Origin of the sequence: Sporosarcina sp. D27 (genome assembly GCF_000586555.1) — a bacterium.
Taxonomy (GTDB): domain Bacteria; phylum Bacillota; class Bacilli; order Bacillales_A; family Planococcaceae; genus Sporosarcina.
Genome location: NZ_AZUC01000045.1, coordinates 207,173 through 224,779, shown reverse-complemented (window position 1 = coordinate 224,779; position 17,607 = coordinate 207,173). Strand labels below are relative to the sequence as shown.

The window sequence follows — 17,607 nt, the reverse complement described above, 5'->3', positions numbered from 1 at the left end:
GATGTCTATCAGATCGATTAAAATCTGTTTGTGTTTGTTCACCGGCAGAACCGGTTTCCCAAACGATAATTCGTTGACATTTTGCTGTTCAGTTTTCAAGGTTCATAGTGTTTCTTTTGTTTTTAACAACTCTTACATCATAACATCTTGTAATCGTTGTGTCAACAACTTTATTTAACTTCTTTTTTTGATTGTTGCCACTTACTGAAATGGTTTCTGTAAGAGGAACGTTTACTATAATATCATGCCTAGTTTTATAGTGCAACCCTTTTTTTATATTTCTAGAAATATATATCTAAAAAGCATACTAAAGCTTACCATTTCAACGTTTGCCGTGAAACGGTAAGCTTCGATAAAGATTCATTATCTTCTACTATTCATTTAGTTTAATACCTTTTCTATCGCAGTTGAACGATCCAGACTTAGATCTACTATTTCTGCTCTGCCTTGTAATCTCACATTTGGACGCAAAGGATGATCATGATTTATTGAGAGAACTTCTCCTACATCACCATTTGTTAAAAGAACTTTATCGCCCATACAAGGCATACCTATTATTTCATACAATGCATTGAGTATAGTTGGATCGAATTTTCCGAAGTCCTCTTCTTTCATCATTTCTGCAACTCTATATGGAGATTCCTTTGCGCGATATACTCGTTCGCACGTCATTGCATGGAAAACGTCTGCAACGGCAAGTATTTGGGAAAGCTGTGAAATTTTTTCTCCCTGATCTCCACGTGGGTATCCACTTCCATCCAATCTCTCATGATGTTGCAAAACAGCAAGCTTCATTTCTTGGCGTAACAAAGGTGAATCCTGCATCATTTGATAACTAAACACAGGGTGTTTTTTTACTTCTGCAAACTCATCCTTTGTTAAAAATGCCGCTTTTTCCAACAGAGTCGGATTAATTTTTGACATTCCACAATCTGTAAGAGTTCCTGCTAGCCCTAGTTGAAGTGTTGTTCCTTTCGGATAGTCAAGCTCACTAGCGAGTGCTGCAGTCAAGATGCCTACTGAGACTGCATGATGGTAGAGATATTCTTTCCTATTCGAATACTCATTCAATAGTACGAGCATCTTCTTATGTTCCATATACGACTCTAACAACGGCATAATGAGTAAACGTACTTTTGCAATGTCTAACTTCACACCAGATCTCCATGATGTGAATTCCCTTTTATATTCATTTACGGATTTTTTATACATCGTATGCAAATCTGAAGTTCGACTGATTTTGTTTTCAAGCAACTGTTCTATATTGCTTGAAATAACATCTGTCTTTCCTATTTTAGGTTGATCAGTCTGAACCCGATTGATGATACGTTCTTCAACTTTCACTCTTTTAATCGAAAACAGATCTAGCACTTCTAGATGCTCAATTTCAAGTGTTGTTCCTTTTCGAATGATGGGAAATGCTGTATTTGCGTAAATGTCTTCGGCAATTATTGTACCTGGTCGAAGGTCACTTAAGTTTTTGTAGTTTTCCATTTTTAGTCACCGCATTCCTTTTCCAGATGATTGTTCTCTCCTCATCATACTCTATTCTAAACATCAAAAAAATACCGGTTTGGAATTTTCTCCAAACCGGTATTAAATGTATTACTCTTCAGTTTCAGTATCTGATGAATTTTCTGGAAGGTCTTCAATCTCATCTGAATGAGTTTCAGTGTCAGTTGTGCTGGTTTGACCATCTTCCATCGATTCGTCTTCAGTCTCATCTAGTTCTTCTAGTGATTCCTTTTCGACCTTGGCAACGGTCGCAACGAATTCTTCATCTCCTAAACGAATTAACCGAACACCTTGTGTGCTTCGACCAATAATAGAAATGTCGTGAATGTCCATGCGTATCAAAATCCCATGGAGGGTAATCAGCATGAGATCTTCAGTGCCATCTACAGATTTCATCGCAACCATCTTACCGTTACGTTCCGTTATATTAAGCGTCTTTAACCCAAATCCGCCACGTGACTGCAAGCGATACTCGGCGACAGGAGTCCGTTTACCGAATCCATTTTCCGTCACCACAAGAATTTCATCATCTTCTTTGACGATATCCATGCCGACTACATGATCGCCTTCACGTAAACGTATCCCAATTACACCGCTTGCTGTACGACTCAATGGACGAATCGACTCTTCAGTGAACTGAATGAGCATACCATCTTTTGTACCGATAGCAATCGTCTCGCTACCGTCCGTCAACTTCACGTTAATGAGTTCATCTTCTTCACGAAGACGCAGGGCAATTAATCCGTTAGAACGGATGTTAGCAAATGCCATGACAGACGTTCGTTTGACGAGACCATCGCGTGTCGTGAAGAACAAGTACTGGTCTTCTTCAAACTTTTCGATTGGAATCATCGTTGTTACTTTTTCATCTTTCTCAACATCTAACAAATTCACTAACGGCAAGCCTTTAGCTGTTCTGCTAAATTCCGGTACTTCGTAACCTTTTTTCCGGAATACTCGACCCTTGCTCGTAAAGAACAAAATCGTGTCATGAGTAGATGTATTTAACAAGTGCTCCACAAAATCATCATCGTTTGTACCCATGCCTTGAATTCCACGACCGCCACGACGCTGGCTGCGGTATGTGCTTGCTGGTAAACGTTTCACATAGCCATGGTGTGTAAGCGTTAAGACAGAGTTCTCTTCAGGAATGAGATCTTCATCTTCAAGCATATCCGTACCACCCAGCGTAATTTCTGTACGGCGTTTGTCTGCAAAGCGATGCTTGACTTCGAGTAATTCTTCTTTAATAATCTCAATCACTTTAAGTTCATCTGCCAAAATGGCACGTAATTCATTGATTAGCAGTACCAATTGCTGATACTCTTCTTCAATTTTGTCACGTTCCAATCCTGTTAGACGCTGCAAGCGCATATCCAAAATAGCTTGCGCTTGACGGTCTGATAGACTGTAACGTTCCATTAGCCCACGTTTAGCTTCATCTGCAGTTTTAGAACCACGAATGAGTGCAATAATTTCGTCGATGTGATCGAGTGCAATTCGTAATCCTTCAAGGATGTGCGCGCGATCTTCTGCTTTTTTCAGTTCATATTGTGTTCTGCGACGAATCACAACTTTTTGGTGCTCCAAATAATGATACAAAATTTCTTTCAATGCGAGAACTTTAGGTTGTCCATCGACAAGTGCAAGCATGTTAATACCAAAACTGGATTGAAGCGCCGTTTGCTTGTATAAGTTATTCAACAACACGTGGGCATTTGCGTCTCTACGTACTTCGATGACAATGCGCATACCAGTGCGGTCAGATTCGTCCGCAAGGTGTGTGATTCCCTCGATTTTCTTTTCTCGTACGAGTTCTGCAATCTTCTCAATCAATCGAGCTTTGTTCACCTGGTATGGCAACTCATGGACAATAATAGTCTCTTTTCCATTGGTCGCTTGCTCAATCTCAACTTTACCACGTACTAACAAAGAGCCACGACCTGTTTCATAAGCTCTACGGATCCCGCTACGACCTAGAATAATACCACCCGTTGGGAAGTCCGGACCCGGAATGATTTCCATCAATTCCTCCGTCGTAATTGCTGGGTTTTCTGCAAGTGCAAGAACACCATCAATCGTTTCACCTAAATGATGAGGAGGAATGTTCGTTGCCATTCCTACTGCGATTCCGGATGTACCGTTGACGAGAAGGTTCGGAAAACGGCTTGGTAATACAATTGGTTCTCTTTCTTGACCATCATAGTTATCTTTGTAGTCAATTGTGTCTTTGTTAATATCACGTAATAGTTCCATAGCGATTCTGGACATACGAGACTCTGTATAACGCATCGCAGCAGCAGAGTCTCCATCCACCGAACCGAAGTTTCCGTGACCATCGACGAGCATGTAGCGATAGTTGAAGTCTTGTGCCATCCGAACCATCGTGTCGTAAACAGCAGTATCACCGTGTGGGTGGTACTTACCGATAACGTCTCCAACAATACGCGCTGACTTTTTATGCGCCTTGTCTGCCGTATTTCCGAGATCCTGCATTGCATATAAAATACGACGGTGAACTGGTTTCAGTCCATCGCGTACATCAGGAAGTGCCCGTGAGACGATAACACTCATTGCATAGTCAAGGAATGACGTCTCCATCTCTTTGCTAATATTGATTTCCTGCACACCGCGTTTTGGCAGATCTGCCATGTTGTCATACTCCTTTCAGCCTGACCCTTATTTATGAGTAAACAAGGGCGGCTCTCCATAACAGTCACACTGCTTGGCAATCAAGCATCTAGATTCTTCACGTAAATTGCATTATCTTCAATGAACTTTCGTCTTGGAGCTACTTCATCACCCATAAGTCGATTGAAAATCGCATCCGCTTCGATTGCGTTTTCAAGATGTACTTGAAGTAAAGTTCGCTGATCCGGATTCATTGTCGTTTCCCACAGTTGTGTAGCATCCATCTCACCAAGACCTTTATATCGAGTAATGATTGGTTTAGGTGTAGACGACAATCGGCTCAGGATTTCCTGAAGTGCTTCTTCGTCATAACAATACTCTTCGTTCTTACCTTGTTTGACCCGGTAAAGTGGTGGCTGTGCAATGTATACATACCCTGCCTCGATTAACGGGCGCATGAAACGGAAGAAGAATGTTAAAAGTAATGTACGAATGTGTGCACCGTCAACGTCTGCATCGGTCATGATCACAATCTTGTGATACCGAGCTTTTTCTAAGTTGAACTCTTCTCCAATCCCTGTACCGAGTGCAGTAATCATCATACGGATTTCTTCGTTACTTAAAATTCTATCTAAACGGGCCTTTTCAACGTTCAGGATTTTACCACGTAACGGTAAAATTGCTTGGAAGTGACGATCGCGTCCCCCTTTTGCAGATCCTCCCGCCGAGTCACCCTCTACGATGTACAATTCACTAATCGCTGGATTACGTGATGAACAATCGGATAGTTTACCTGGCAAACTCGAAACTTCCAGTGCAGACTTCCTGCGAGTAAACTCACGTGCATTTTTTGCAGCCAGACGCGCACGAGCTGCCATCAAACTTTTGTCGATTACTTTTCGAGCAACTTGTGGATTTTCCAGCATGAAGCGTTGGAATCCTTCTGAGAACAATGAATTCACAATTGTGCTCACTTCAGAGTTTCCAAGTTTCGTCTTCGTCTGTCCTTCAAACTGTGGGTCTGGGTGTTTAACGGAGACGATTGCTGTCAATCCTTCACGTACATCATCCCCTGTAAGGTTCTGATCGGCATCGCGTAACAAACCATTTTTACGAGCATAGTCGTTAATCACACGAGTTAATGCTGTTTTATAACCGGACTCATGTGTGCCACCCTCATACGTATTAATATTATTTGCAAATGAGAGCAGGTTATCAGCATAGCCGCTGTTATGCTGCATCGCGATTTCCACTGAAATTCCGTCCTTTTCTCCTTCAATGAAAATCGGCTCAGGATAAATCGGCTCTTTGTTTTCGTTCAAGTGTTCGACATATGACTTGATGCCGCCTTCATAATAATACGTATCTTTACGCACTTCTTCACCGCGATCATCTGTAATCGTAATTCGAAGACCACGATTCAAGTAAGCAAGTTCTTGAAGGCGATTTGCTAAAACACCATATTCGTAAACAGTTGTTTCCGTAAAGATTTCAGGGTCAGCTTTGAATCGAGTTGTAGTCCCTGTTTCATCAGATACACCGATTTCTTCCAATTCCTGAACTACTTTACCTTGACTGAACTTAATCGCATATAGTTTGCCATTTCGTTTCACGAATGCTTCTGTCTCGATAGACAAGGCATTCACGACTGATGCTCCTACACCGTGTAATCCACCAGAAACTTTGTATCCGCCACCGCCGAATTTACCTCCAGCGTGTAGCACAGTCATAATAACTTCAACTGCAGGTCGTCCAGTAGAACTTTGTATATCTACAGGAATGCCTCGACCATTGTCATCGACTCGGATCCAGTCCCCTTTTTCAATTGTCACTTCGATGTGGTCACAATAACCCGCTAATGCCTCATCGATACTATTATCAACAATTTCCCAGACCAAATGGTGGAGCCCTTTACCGCTCGTTGTCCCGATGTACATACCAGGTCGTTTACGAACTGCTTCTAACCCTTCCAGCACTTGGATCTGATTGGCATCATATGCGTTTTGCAACTCTTTTTCTTCCATGGCCAAACTGTTCACCTTTCCTTTCCGAACACGCCGGCAACCCGGTCTTATTTTTCCGGTATCTATCCATAAACAGGTTTCACACGTTGTCTCGTCTTGATACTGTTCCATCTTCAACTTCATAGATGGCAGCTTGACGAATGGTTTCGTGTTCGATTCCTGCAACGGTTGTTGTTGTAACGAACGTTTGCACTTGCCCTTGAATCGTATTCAGTAAATGAGATTGACGATAATCGTCTAACTCACTTAACACATCATCGAGTAGCAATATAGGTGCTTCCCCTACTTCTTGACGTACTAACTCAATTTCAGCAAGCTTCAACGACAAGGCTGTCGTGCGCTGTTGGCCTTGAGATCCGTAGGTTTGTATATCATAACCATTTACCATAAACGTTAGATCATCGCGATGTGGTCCAATGAGAGTTATACCCCGATCAAGTTCTCGTGTTTTGACTTCCGCAAGCTTCTTCATCAAAATATCCTTCATCTCATCATCCGATTGCAGGGGCGATAATTCTTTTAATGTGCTATAAGAGACTTCCAAGTTCTCGAGTCCACGAGAAATACCATGGTGAATCGGTCCAGCCCACTTTTGCAATAACTCCAAAAAATAGTATCGCTTTTTTATAATTTGCACCGCTTTATCGACAAACTGTTCGGTATAGACGTCAAACATGACATCTTCGAATTGACGTTTTCCACGGTTATCTTTTAGAATCGCATTCCTCTGTTTCAAGAGTTTCTGATAATGCAGTAAGTCATGCAGATAAACCGGCGAAATTTGTCCAATCTCCATATCAAGGAAGCGCCGTCTTACTTGAGGGCTACCTTTTACGAGATTGAGATCTTCAGGCGCAAACATGACGACGTTCACTTGCCCGATATACAAACTCAGCCGGTTTTGCTCAATATGATTCACACGAGCTTTTTTTCCCTTTTTGGAAATTACTAGCTCAATGGGAAGATGTCCATACTTGCGTTCTACATCACCTTCTATTTTACCATACTCCTGGCCCCAGCGGATAAGTTCACGATCATTTGACGTTCGATGTGATTTTGCCATAGCTAACACGTAAATTGCTTCCATGACATTGGTCTTCCCTTGTGCGTTTTCGCCAATGAATACGTTAATGTGCGGAGAAAATGATAAATCGAGGGAGGCGTAATTTCTGTAGTCAGTTAACGCGAGGCGATCAATGTACATCCCGAGTTCCATATGGGTCAGCGATCAGCTTAAACTTACCAGCACCTGGTACCATAACAAGATCTCCATCATACAGTTTTCGACCTCTTCGCTGTTCTTCTTCCCCGTTAACGTAAATTACGTTCTCACTGAGAAACCATTTTGCCATTCCTCCGGAGCTGATCACATTAGCCATTTTCAAGAGTTGTCCTAGTGTTACATATTCCGTATTAAAGTGTATTTCTTCCATTTGCATTCAATCCCTCACAAAGTTAGTTTGTATTTCTATTTTACCGGACTTTTGACTATAAGTAAAAAGGATAGCCGCTTTACGGCCATCCTTTTTTGTTCAATATGTGCGAACTGGCAATATGAGTTGGAGAATAGAATCATTGTCTGTTGCTTTTAGGATGAATGGACGCATCGTTCCAGTGAAATGGACTTCGATATTTTGTCCATCGATCGCTTTCAAAGCATCCATCATATATTTAGCACTAAACGAAATTTTCAACTCTTCGCCTGTTACTTCTTGTGCCTCGATCAATTCCTCAACCTTTCCGACTTCAGGTGAGTTCGAAGAAACTTCGAGTGTGTTGCCACCTTCCGCTGAAAAACGAACGATATTGTTACGGTCTTCACGGGCTAATAACGATGCACGGTCAATTGCTTGTAATAGCTGTTTCCCGTTTACAGTTACAGATGTTTTGTATTCAGAAGGAATTAGACGTGATGTATCTGGGTAATTGCCCTCTAACAATCTTGAATAGAATAAAACATTACGTGTTTTAAACAATACTTGCTGATCAGCAAAAATAATTTCTACTGGCTCTTGGGTATCTGGAAGGATCTTGTTCAGCTCTTGTAAACTCTTTCCTGGAATCACAATGCTGAATGGCTGCTCTGGAACTTGTTCAGGTCTTGTTTTTCGACTAGCTAAACGATGACTATCAGTAGCGACACAAACGAGCTCTCCCTCTTTTAACTCCCAATGTACGCCTGTAAGTATAGGACGTGTCTCATGTTGAGAGACTGCAAATACGGTTTCTCGAATGACAGATTTGATGAGATCTGAGGGCAAAGACATTCGGTGTTCATCAGAGACCTCAGGTAGTATCGGGTATTCGTACGGATCAGATCCAATGAGATGGAATTCCGATTTTCCAGAACGGATATGTGTATGCATGCCTTCTGTTACTTCAATCACAACTTCATTAGTTGGAAGCTTGCGTACGATTTCACTGAAGAACTTTGCTTGAAGAACAATCATGCCACTTTCCATGACTTGAATGATTTGTTCACCATCTTGTTCTACAGGAATGGATGTACAGATTGTAATATCCGAATCACTACCTGTCATCGTTAATCCTTTTTCATTCACTTCGATTTTGATACCCGTAAGAATCGGGATCGTCACTTTTTGACTAATCGCTTTCATGACATCGCTCAAACCTTCGAGCAATTTATCTCTCATGATTTCAAATTTCATGTGAACCCCTCGCTTATATAATGAATTAAAGTACTTAAAAGAATAGTAGTAATAGTAGTAGGGGCTGTGGATATGTGGAAAAGCCCTTTGAATGAATAACAATTAAGGTTTTCCACATGTGTATAACTTGTGTGTGAACGTGCACTAGTTATTCTAGGATATCCACAGTCTCGTTAACTTCTTCCTAGCGCTGCTCGAATATCTTGTATGTCTTGTTGGAGTGATTTATCCTCTTTGACCATTTTAGAAATCTTCTCATGTGCATGGATGACTGTTGAATGGTCCCGTCCCCCAAACTCCGAACCAATCTTAGGTAAAGAAGCATCTGTCAGTTCACGAGAAAGGTACATTGCAACTTGACGTGGAAATGCAATGGCCCGAGTTCGTTTTTTAGCTGAGAAATCCTCCAAACGTACGCTAAAGTGTTCGCCAACAGTCTTTTGAATATCAACGATGGTAACCATACGTGGGCGAGCATTCGGAATAATATCCTTCAATGCTTCTGCAGCAAGATCTGGTGTGATGTCCATATTGACGAGTGATGAATAGGCAACAACACGAATCAGTGCCCCTTCAAGCTCGCGAATATTTGTGTAAATTTGATTGGCGATGTATAGCATCACTTCATTTGGGATATCAATAAGACCGTCTGCTCTAGCTTTCTTCCGTAAAATTGCAATCCGTGTTTCTAAGTCAGGCGGTGCAATATCGGTGATTAGTCCCCATTCAAAGCGAGATCTTAGCCGATCTTCCAATGTAGGGATCTCTTTCGGAGGTCGATCACTGGAGATGACAATTTGCTTGGATTCCTCATGCAATGTATTAAAAGTATGGAAGAATTCTTCTTGCGTTTGTTCTTTTCCCGCAAGAAATTGAATATCATCAATTAGCAGCACATCTACGCTTCGGTATTGGTCACGAAACTCTCCCGCTTTGTTGTCACGAATCGAGTTGATGAACTCATTTGTAAACTTTTCACTCGATAAGTAAACCACTTTAAGGGCAGGGTTTTGTTCCAATACGTAATGTCCAATTGCATGCATAAGGTGAGTTTTCCCAAGTCCTACACCACCGTAGATGAACAACGGATTGTAAGACTTGGCGGGCGCTTCTGCTACCGCTAGTGATGCCGCATGCGCAAAGCGATTTCCTGATCCGATGACAAACGTGTCAAACGTATACTTGGGATTCAGCATTGCAGCTGTCGTAGCAACAGCTGATTTCTCTACTTTTTTTACGACTGGTTTAGGCACGGCAAAGTCTTTCTCGGCCATGTCTTCAGGAACTACAAATTGAATTAACCGGTCTTCGCCAGTCAACTCTGAGAGAATTCCCGTTATTAAATGTACGTAATGGGTCTCCAACCACTCTTTTGAAAATGAATTTGGCACAGCAATTGTTACATTTTCAGATCCGTACGATAAAAGTTTTGTCGATTTCAGCCACGTTTCAAAACTGGGCCGGGAGATTTTTTCTTCTACTTTCGACAGAACATCCTGCCAAAGGTTTTCTAAATGCTCCACAAGTGAACCTCCTTTTCGCGAACTAAACCCGGAAGTATGTATTATACACAGTTTCCACGCTTGTGGGTAACTATTATTCAAAGTTGTTGAAAAAATTATCCACAACTTATTAACAATTGTGGATAAGGGAAGATGTATGAAATTATATACACAACAAAATCTTTCTCATTGTATCAGCAATGGTCTTATATCGCAAGGGATTGAATGAGTTATGCACATTGCCGGCAAATGTGGACAGAAGTGTTATCCACAAGCAGGGATATGTGAAAAAGCTGTCGACAAATGTTGGTTTTTGAAAAAATCAAAAAGGCATTGATGCACAGAACAAAATTTCGTCTCGGGAAAACATTGTGGATAACTATAAGTACTTAAATTTGGAGAGGATGAACCAAATCACGAGAAAGAACTCATGTGGTACTGGAAAAATCGTTTGACAATGACCCTTCAGAAAGCTATACTTGTCAAGACTGTTATATGTAACATGTAATTGAGTCAGTAAAGCAGGAGGTGTCTTCTAATATGAAACGTACATTCCAACCAAATACACGTAAACGCGCAAAAGTCCACGGCTTCCGTGCACGCATGAGCTCGAAAAACGGACGCAGAGTCCTTGCAGCCCGTCGCAGAAAAGGAAGAAAAGTTCTTTCAGCGTAAGCCACTGACACATTCAGTGGTTTTTTTTTATGCCAAAGTCACAAAATTACTACTACCACGCGATGGAGCAGGTGCCTAATGAAAAAGAGTCAACGTATTAAAAAGAACGAAGAGTTTCAAAAAGTTTTTAAAACCGGCAAATCATTTGCGAATCGACAATTCGTTGTGTACGTATGTAAAGCAGAAAATCAGCGTGAATTCCGAATTGGACTTTCTGTAGGCAAAAAGATTGGGAACGCCGTCATGCGTAATCGTATAAAACGATGCATTCGACAATCCTTCTTAGAGATGAAGGAAGATCTTCTGCAAGATCAAGATTATGTCATTATCGCCAGACATCCGGCGGCCAAATTAGATTTTCATGAAACAAAAAAGAGCTTGCAGCATGTGCTACGAATCGCACGTGTCTTAAAGAAGAAGTAGAACTAAAATCAGCGTTCGTGATACACTGACACTAAGACTGTCTAGAAAAGAATGAGATTTGGGGGAACTATATTGAAGAAAAAAGCAGGGTTGCTGTTCATGCTAACGGCAATGTCCGTTTTTTTGGCGGGCTGTTCAGATTTTAAGGAGCCGATATCTGCTACCAGTGAAGGGTTTTGGAGCAAATATATTGTTTGGCCACTCGTTTCTTTAATCGAAACGTTTAAAGAATTACTTGGCACATATGGGCTCGGAATTATCGCAGTAACGATTATCATTCGTCTCATCTTACTGCCACTAACATTGAAGCAAACTCAAAGTTCAAAACAAATGCAAGCAATCCAACCGAAACTGAAGGCATTAAAAGAGAAGTACAAGTCAAAAGATGCGGTTACTCAACAGAAGTACCGTGAAGAAATGCAAGCTGTCATGTCGGAAAACAAAGTCAATCCAGTAGCAGGTTGTCTCCCTGTACTTGTTCAAATGCCGATATTGATTGGTTTCTATCATGCAATTAGCCGTATGAATGCAACACCAGAAATTCCACTAGGTAAATTCCTTGTGTTTGATCTAGCAGCACCAAGTATTGCGTTAGCTGTTTTTGCCGGAATTATGCAATTCATCGTATTGCGCACGGGTCCAGCGATGGATAATCCTCAGATGAAGATCATGATGTACATCATGCCGTTTTTCATTATGATTTTTGGTTCATTTTTACCAGCAGCACTCGCGTTATATTGGGTTGTCGGAAATACATTCTCGATTATTCAAAACTTCTTCATCTACAAACCATTCAAGAAAAAAGAAGTTGTGGTTGAGCAACCCAAGAGGAAAGGGGGAACTAAACGGAAATGAGTGAGATCAGACAGACCGGCAAAACCGTTGAAGACGCAATCGCCTCTGCGTTAGAGAAATTGAATACTTTGCGGAACCAAGTCGATGTCCAAGTGATCACCCAAGGAAGGAAAGGTTTTCTAGGATTTGGTGCAGTACCTGCCGAAGTAGTAGTTAAACGTCTTCCTGAAGAACCGGTTCAAAATACTTCACCAACCTCCGCTTTAAAGGAAGAAGAGGGTGTGGAAGAACTTGTGCAAGAACCGCCTTCCGTTCAAGTTTCTACTATAGAAATAGTTAAAGAACGAACCGAAAAGTTAGATTCTGAAGCAAAAACCGACTCAATAGCATTGTCGGAACCCATCTTGACGGACGATGAAATTATCGCAGAAACTAGTGCATATCTCTCTCAGATTGCAAACGATATGGGTGTGGAAGATCTTCAACTTAGCCATAAAACAGATGGAAAAGTCATTCACTTTCAATTAGAAAGTGAAAAAGCAGCATTTTTGATAGGTAAAAGAGGAAGTACACTCAATGCGTTACAGCAATTGGCACAATTAGTCGCAAACAAAGGAACTGGGACTTACAAAGTAGTCCGAGTTGATGTTGGAGATTACCGAGTTCGCCGTGAACAGGCACTTATGCAACTTGCAGAGCGAATGGCCGATAAAGCCATTCGTAGCGGACGAAAGGTTCAGCTGGAGCCGATGCCCTCGAACGAGCGGAAAGTCTTGCATCATGCATTAGCAGATCGACTTGACATTGAAACGTACTCAGAAGGTAAAGATCCGCGTCGTTATTTAGTAATAGAACCGATTGTGTAAAAAGGGCTGAAAAGCCCTTTTTTTTATGTCTTTTTTAGCTGAAAAAGGTTAAAAGGGTTGTGAAATCTATAAGTTCCTATCTGCATTACATTGAATTGTTTCCAACCTACTCATCATAACTTGAATTGACATGCAAAATTTCCAGTTTCCACGAACTATTTCAAGTAGAGAAAACGACATTTATATGCAATTTTACTTTGCGGTAAAGCGGTTATATCGACATTAAAGAGGAGACAGCCACAAAAATTTCAAGTTATCCACATTTTTTCGTACCACATGCTAGGACAACAGACCGATTTATGATAAAATTTACAGTTAGATAGTTACGCCCGAAAAATGGTTGTACACATGTGGATAACGAAAAATAGGAAGGTGAGTCAGCGTGCAATTTGATACAATAGCGGCAATTTCGACGCCGATGGGAGAAGGAGCAATTGCGATAGTCCGAATCAGCGGAGATGAAGCTGTTGAAATTGCGGATAGATTGTTCCGTTCACCGTCTGGGAAGCGTTTAGTAGATTCATCATCCCACACGATTCATTACGGTCATTTGGTGGATCCATCGACTGACGAAACCGTGGAAGAAATTATGGTGTCTCTCATGAAAGCGCCGAAAACGTTCACTCGTGAAGACGTGATCGAATTGAATTGTCACGGTGGTTTGGTGTCCGTGAATCGAGTACTCCGACTGGTACTCCAATATGGTGCACGTTTAGCTGAACCAGGTGAGTTTACGAAGCGTGCCTTTTTAAATGGGCGGATTGACCTGTCTCAGTCAGAAGCTGTGATGGATTTAATACGAGCGAAAACCGATCGGGCTATGAATGTTGCATTGAATCAGATGGACGGGAAATTGTCCCGTCTGATTGGCGAGTTACGTCAGGCACTTCTTGAGACGCTTGCACAAGTCGAAGTGAATATTGATTATCCAGAGTATGATGACGTAGAAGAAATGACGATTCCGCTCATGATTGAGAAGGGCGAGTGGGTGCGAAGTGAAATTATTAAGCTTCTCTCAACTTCTTCTCAAGGTAGAATTCTTCGTGAAGGGCTTTCGACAGTTATTATTGGACGTCCGAATGTAGGGAAATCTTCCTTGCTTAACAGCCTTGTCCAGGAAAATAAAGCAATTGTAACTGACATAGCGGGGACAACTCGTGATATTATTGAGGAGTACGTGAATGTTAAAGGCGTACCGTTAAAATTGGTCGATACAGCGGGGATTCGTGAAACGGAAGATTTGGTGGAGCGAATTGGTGTAGAACGCTCACGACAAGTACTAAAAGAAGCAGACCTCGTAATATTGCTGTTGAATGGTTCTGAAGCATTGTCTCCTGAAGACGAACGGTTACTTGAAACGATTCGTCCAATGGATGCGATTATTGTCGTTAACAAGACGGACCTACCTCAGCAAATCGATATAGAGACCGTCAAACAACTGGCAGGTCAAAAGCACGTCATAACTACATCTATCCTTCAAGATGAAGGAGTAGATGAGCTGGAAGAAACGATTGCGAGCCTATTTTTTGGCGGTGGAATCGAAGCAGAAGATCCGACGTATGTTTCAAACGAGCGGCATATCGCACTGTTGCACCAAGCGAAAACATCTATTGAAGATGCTATTCAAGCAGCAGAAGCGCGCGTTCCTATCGATATGATTCAAATCGATATTACACGGACGTGGGAACTGCTCGGTGAAATTGTTGGAGATACCGTTCAAGATAGTCTCATTAACCAGCTATTCTCTCAGTTTTGCCTCGGGAAATAAACAATTGAACGCTTGGCGATTGCCACGTGATTCACATACAGGAAGGATGAACGAGCATGCCACAATTTGAAGCAGGCACGTTCGATGTTATCGTAATCGGCGCCGGCCATGCAGGCGTAGAAGCAGCATATGCATCAGCAAAAATGGGAGCGAGCACACTCGTACTAACCATGAACCTGGATATGATTGCCTTTATGCCTTGTAATCCATCACTCGGGGGTCCTGCAAAAGGGATTGTCGTCCGAGAGATTGATGCACTAGGCGGAGCGATGGGTAAAGTAATCGACAAAACACACATCCAAATGCGGATGTTGAATACAGGAAAAGGACCTGCAGTTCGTGCACTTCGAGCGCAAGCAGACAAAGTCCTTTATCAACAAGAAATGAAACGCATGCTTGAAGACGAAGAGCATTTATCTCTTCATCAGGGTGTCGTTGAAGAACTGATTGTGGAAGACGGAGAAGTGAAAGGTGTGCTCACACAAATTGGAGCCATCTATCGTGCGAAAACAGTCATAGTTACAACAGGGACGTTCTTACGGGGCGAAGTCATCATCGGGGACTTGAAATACTCTAGCGGCCCAAACAACCAAATGCCTTCTATCAAATTAGCGGATAGCCTCCGTGAACTTGGCTTTGACACAGTTCGATTCAAGACTGGAACACCTCCACGTGTGAATAGTAATACAGTGGATTATAGCAAGACCGAAATTCAACCTGGCGATGAGACACCGCGTGCATTCAGTTTCGAAACGACTGAATTCATAACAGATCAGCTACCATGCTGGTTAACATATACATCACCGTTAACGCATCAACTTATTAACGAAAATCTTCATTTGTCCCCTATGTATTCAGGTGTCATAAAAGGTAAAGGACCAAGCTACTGTCCATCAATTGAGGACAAAATTGTCCGCTTTGCAGATAAATCTAGGCATCAAATTTTCCTTGAGCCAGAAGGTCGAAATACACGTGAAATGTACGTTCAAGGATTGTCTACAAGCTTACCTGAACACGTACAACGTAAAATGATTGAAAGTGTTCCTGGGTTAGAGAAGGCACAAATGCTACGTGCGGGATATGCAATCGAGTATGATGCAATTGTTCCGACACAGCTATGGCCAACACTGGAGACGAAAAAAATTAAGAATTTGTATACTGCAGGTCAACTAAACGGAACATCTGGTTATGAAGAAGCCGCTGCACAGGGGATCATGGCAGGTATTAATGCAGCGAGTCGTGTTCTCGGAAAAGAAGAAGTGGTTCTTGGACGAGCGGATGCTTACATTGGCGTCCTGATCGATGACCTTGTAACTAAAGGAACAAGCGAACCTTATCGTCTACTCACTTCCCGTGCAGAATACCGCCTATTGTTGCGTCATGACAACGCGGACTTACGTCTCACTGAAATTGGCCATACACTTGGTATGATTTCTGATGAGCGCTATGCGAAGTTTGTAGTGAAAAAACAACAAATTGAAGAAGAAATTGAGCGGTTACGTAAAGTATCTGTGAAGCCCGAAGAAGCTGTTCAGACAATTATTGAAGCGGCAGGTGGAACAGCACTTCGCGAGCCAATGAAAGCCGCAGATTTGTTGAAGCGTCCAGAGATGAAATACGACGAAATTAGTAAGGTCGTCCCTCCGGAAACGGCGTGTACACCAGACGTAGCGGAGCAAGTCGAAATTTCTATTAAGTACGAAGGATACATTGAAAAAGCGATGCAACAAGTGAATCGTATGAAGAAGATGGAGAACAAAAAGATTCCAGAAGGCATTGATTATCATGCAATTTCAGGTCTTGCAAAAGAAGCAAGAGCGAATTTAAGTGATGTACGTCCATTATCAATTGCACAAGCTTCCCGAATTTCAGGAGTGAATCCAGCAGACATTTCCATCCTTCTTGTTTACATTGAACAAGGTAAAATCGCTAAAATATCCGGCTAACCCCAGCTAATACGGATATGAAGTCCGTATTAGCTTTTTTGAAAGGTGGATTTCAGTGAACGAAGAACAATTTATTGAAGCTTTGCAGGAGAAGGGGATATCCCTTAGTGATCAGCAAATCTCTCAGTTTAATCTGTATTTTAAACTGCTCGTAGAATGGAACGAAAAGATGAACTTGACGGCAATTACTGATGCTCCTTCTGTTTATCTTAAACACTTTTACGATTCAATTTCAGCAGCATTTTTCGCGGATTTGACGAAAGAGCTTACACTTTGTGATGTAGGAGCAGGTGCAGGTTTCCCAAGCATTCCGTTGAAAATTTGCTTCCCAAATCTGCACGTAACAATCGTAGATTCATTAAACAAACGTATTAATTTCCTTAATGAACTTTCAGAAAAACTAGAGTTAAAAAATGTTCGATTCGTCCATGCGCGTGCCGAGGATTTCGGACAAAACCAAGAGTATCGAGAACAATTTGACATTGTAACTGCACGAGCAGTAGCACGACTAAGTGTCCTCGCAGAATTATGCGTCCCAGCACTTAAAGTTGATGGACGTTTCATTGCGATGAAAGGCGCTGCAGCAGCTGACGAAATGGTTGATGCAAAAAAAGCACTTGAAACTCTCGGCGTTGTGTTAGAAGATAAGCATACATTCTCTCTTCCACTTGAAGAGAGTGAACGGACTGTATTTGTTTTCTCAAAAGTTAAAAAAACGCCTAAAAAGTATCCACGAAAACCAGGCATGCCAAATAAGACGCCAATCTGTTGAACTGTTTCACGTGGAACATTG

14 protein-coding genes are annotated in these 17,607 nt (G+C 41.8%); 7 read left to right on the top strand and 7 right to left on the bottom strand.

From position 1 onward, the window contains the following. Window positions 1–381: 381 nt before the first annotated feature. From N693_RS0108055 to dnaA, 7 genes are all read right to left on the bottom strand, one after another. On the bottom strand, window positions 382–1,494 hold the full coding sequence (locus N693_RS0108055) for an HD-GYP domain-containing protein (RefSeq protein ID WP_025784287.1): 1,113 nt from the start codon (window positions 1,492–1,494) through the stop codon (window positions 382–384). A 111-nt stretch (window positions 1,495–1,605) separates the two neighbouring features. Further along, the gene (gene gyrA, locus N693_RS0108050) at window positions 1,606–4,167 is read right to left on the bottom strand and encodes a DNA gyrase subunit A (RefSeq protein ID WP_025784286.1); all 2,562 of its coding nucleotides are present in this window, start codon (window positions 4,165–4,167) and stop codon (window positions 1,606–1,608) included. Window positions 4,168–4,247: 80 nt separating this feature from the next. Further along, window positions 4,248–6,170, bottom strand: a complete 1,923-nt coding sequence (gene gyrB, locus N693_RS0108045) for a DNA topoisomerase (ATP-hydrolyzing) subunit B (RefSeq protein WP_037592942.1) — start codon at window positions 6,168–6,170, stop codon at window positions 4,248–4,250. 79 nt (window positions 6,171–6,249) lie between these two features. Next, window positions 6,250–7,374 carry a DNA replication/repair protein RecF gene (recF, locus tag N693_RS0108040; protein WP_025784284.1) on the bottom strand — a complete coding sequence of 375 codons (1,125 nt, stop codon included), beginning with the start codon at window positions 7,372–7,374 and terminating at the stop codon, window positions 6,250–6,252. Beyond that, complete coding sequence (gene yaaA / locus N693_RS0108035; protein ID WP_025784283.1) at window positions 7,364–7,603, bottom strand: S4 domain-containing protein YaaA; 240 nt, start codon at window positions 7,601–7,603, stop codon at window positions 7,364–7,366. The genes recF and yaaA overlap by 11 nt, the downstream gene beginning before the upstream one ends. A 99-nt stretch (window positions 7,604–7,702) precedes the next feature. Continuing rightward, window positions 7,703–8,839: a DNA polymerase III subunit beta gene (dnaN, locus tag N693_RS0108030; protein ID WP_025784282.1), complete on the bottom strand. Its 1,137-nt coding sequence runs from the start codon at window positions 8,837–8,839 to the stop codon at window positions 7,703–7,705. Between the two features lie 173 nt (window positions 8,840–9,012). Then, complete coding sequence (gene dnaA, locus N693_RS0108025; RefSeq protein ID WP_025784281.1) at window positions 9,013–10,362, bottom strand: chromosomal replication initiator protein DnaA; 1,350 nt, start codon at window positions 10,360–10,362, stop codon at window positions 9,013–9,015. 519 nt (window positions 10,363–10,881) lie between these two features. Here dnaA and rpmH point away from each other — a divergent pair. The 7 genes from rpmH (at window position 10,882) to rsmG (ending at window position 17,586) form a co-directional block, all read left to right on the top strand. After that, on the top strand, window positions 10,882–11,016 hold the full coding sequence (gene rpmH, locus N693_RS0108020; protein WP_025784280.1) for a 50S ribosomal protein L34: 135 nt from the start codon (window positions 10,882–10,884) through the stop codon (window positions 11,014–11,016). A 78-nt stretch (window positions 11,017–11,094) separates the two neighbouring features. After that, on the top strand, window positions 11,095–11,439 hold the full coding sequence (gene rnpA / locus N693_RS0108015) for a ribonuclease P protein component (protein ID WP_025784279.1): 345 nt from the start codon (window positions 11,095–11,097) through the stop codon (window positions 11,437–11,439). A 72-nt stretch (window positions 11,440–11,511) separates the two neighbouring features. Beyond that, entirely contained in the window at window positions 11,512–12,294 is a 783-nt protein-coding gene (yidC, locus tag N693_RS0108010; protein WP_025784278.1) for a membrane protein insertase YidC, read from the top strand. Beyond that, window positions 12,291–13,100, top strand: a complete 810-nt coding sequence (jag, locus tag N693_RS0108005; RefSeq protein ID WP_025784277.1) for an RNA-binding cell elongation regulator Jag/EloR — start codon at window positions 12,291–12,293, stop codon at window positions 13,098–13,100. Before yidC ends, jag begins: the two co-directional genes overlap by 4 nt. Window positions 13,101–13,482: 382 nt before the next feature. Then, window positions 13,483–14,868 carry a tRNA uridine-5-carboxymethylaminomethyl(34) synthesis GTPase MnmE gene (gene mnmE, locus N693_RS0108000; RefSeq protein WP_025784276.1) on the top strand — a complete coding sequence of 462 codons (1,386 nt, stop codon included), beginning with the start codon at window positions 13,483–13,485 and terminating at the stop codon, window positions 14,866–14,868. A 56-nt stretch (window positions 14,869–14,924) separates the two neighbouring features. Next, window positions 14,925–16,814, top strand: coding sequence for a tRNA uridine-5-carboxymethylaminomethyl(34) synthesis enzyme MnmG (mnmG, locus tag N693_RS0107995; RefSeq protein WP_025784275.1), 1,890 nt, complete (start codon window positions 14,925–14,927; stop codon window positions 16,812–16,814). A 55-nt stretch (window positions 16,815–16,869) separates the two neighbouring features. Further along, window positions 16,870–17,586, top strand: a complete 717-nt coding sequence (rsmG, locus tag N693_RS0107990) for a 16S rRNA (guanine(527)-N(7))-methyltransferase RsmG (RefSeq protein ID WP_025784274.1) — start codon at window positions 16,870–16,872, stop codon at window positions 17,584–17,586. The last annotated feature ends 21 nt before the right edge of the window (window positions 17,587–17,607 follow it).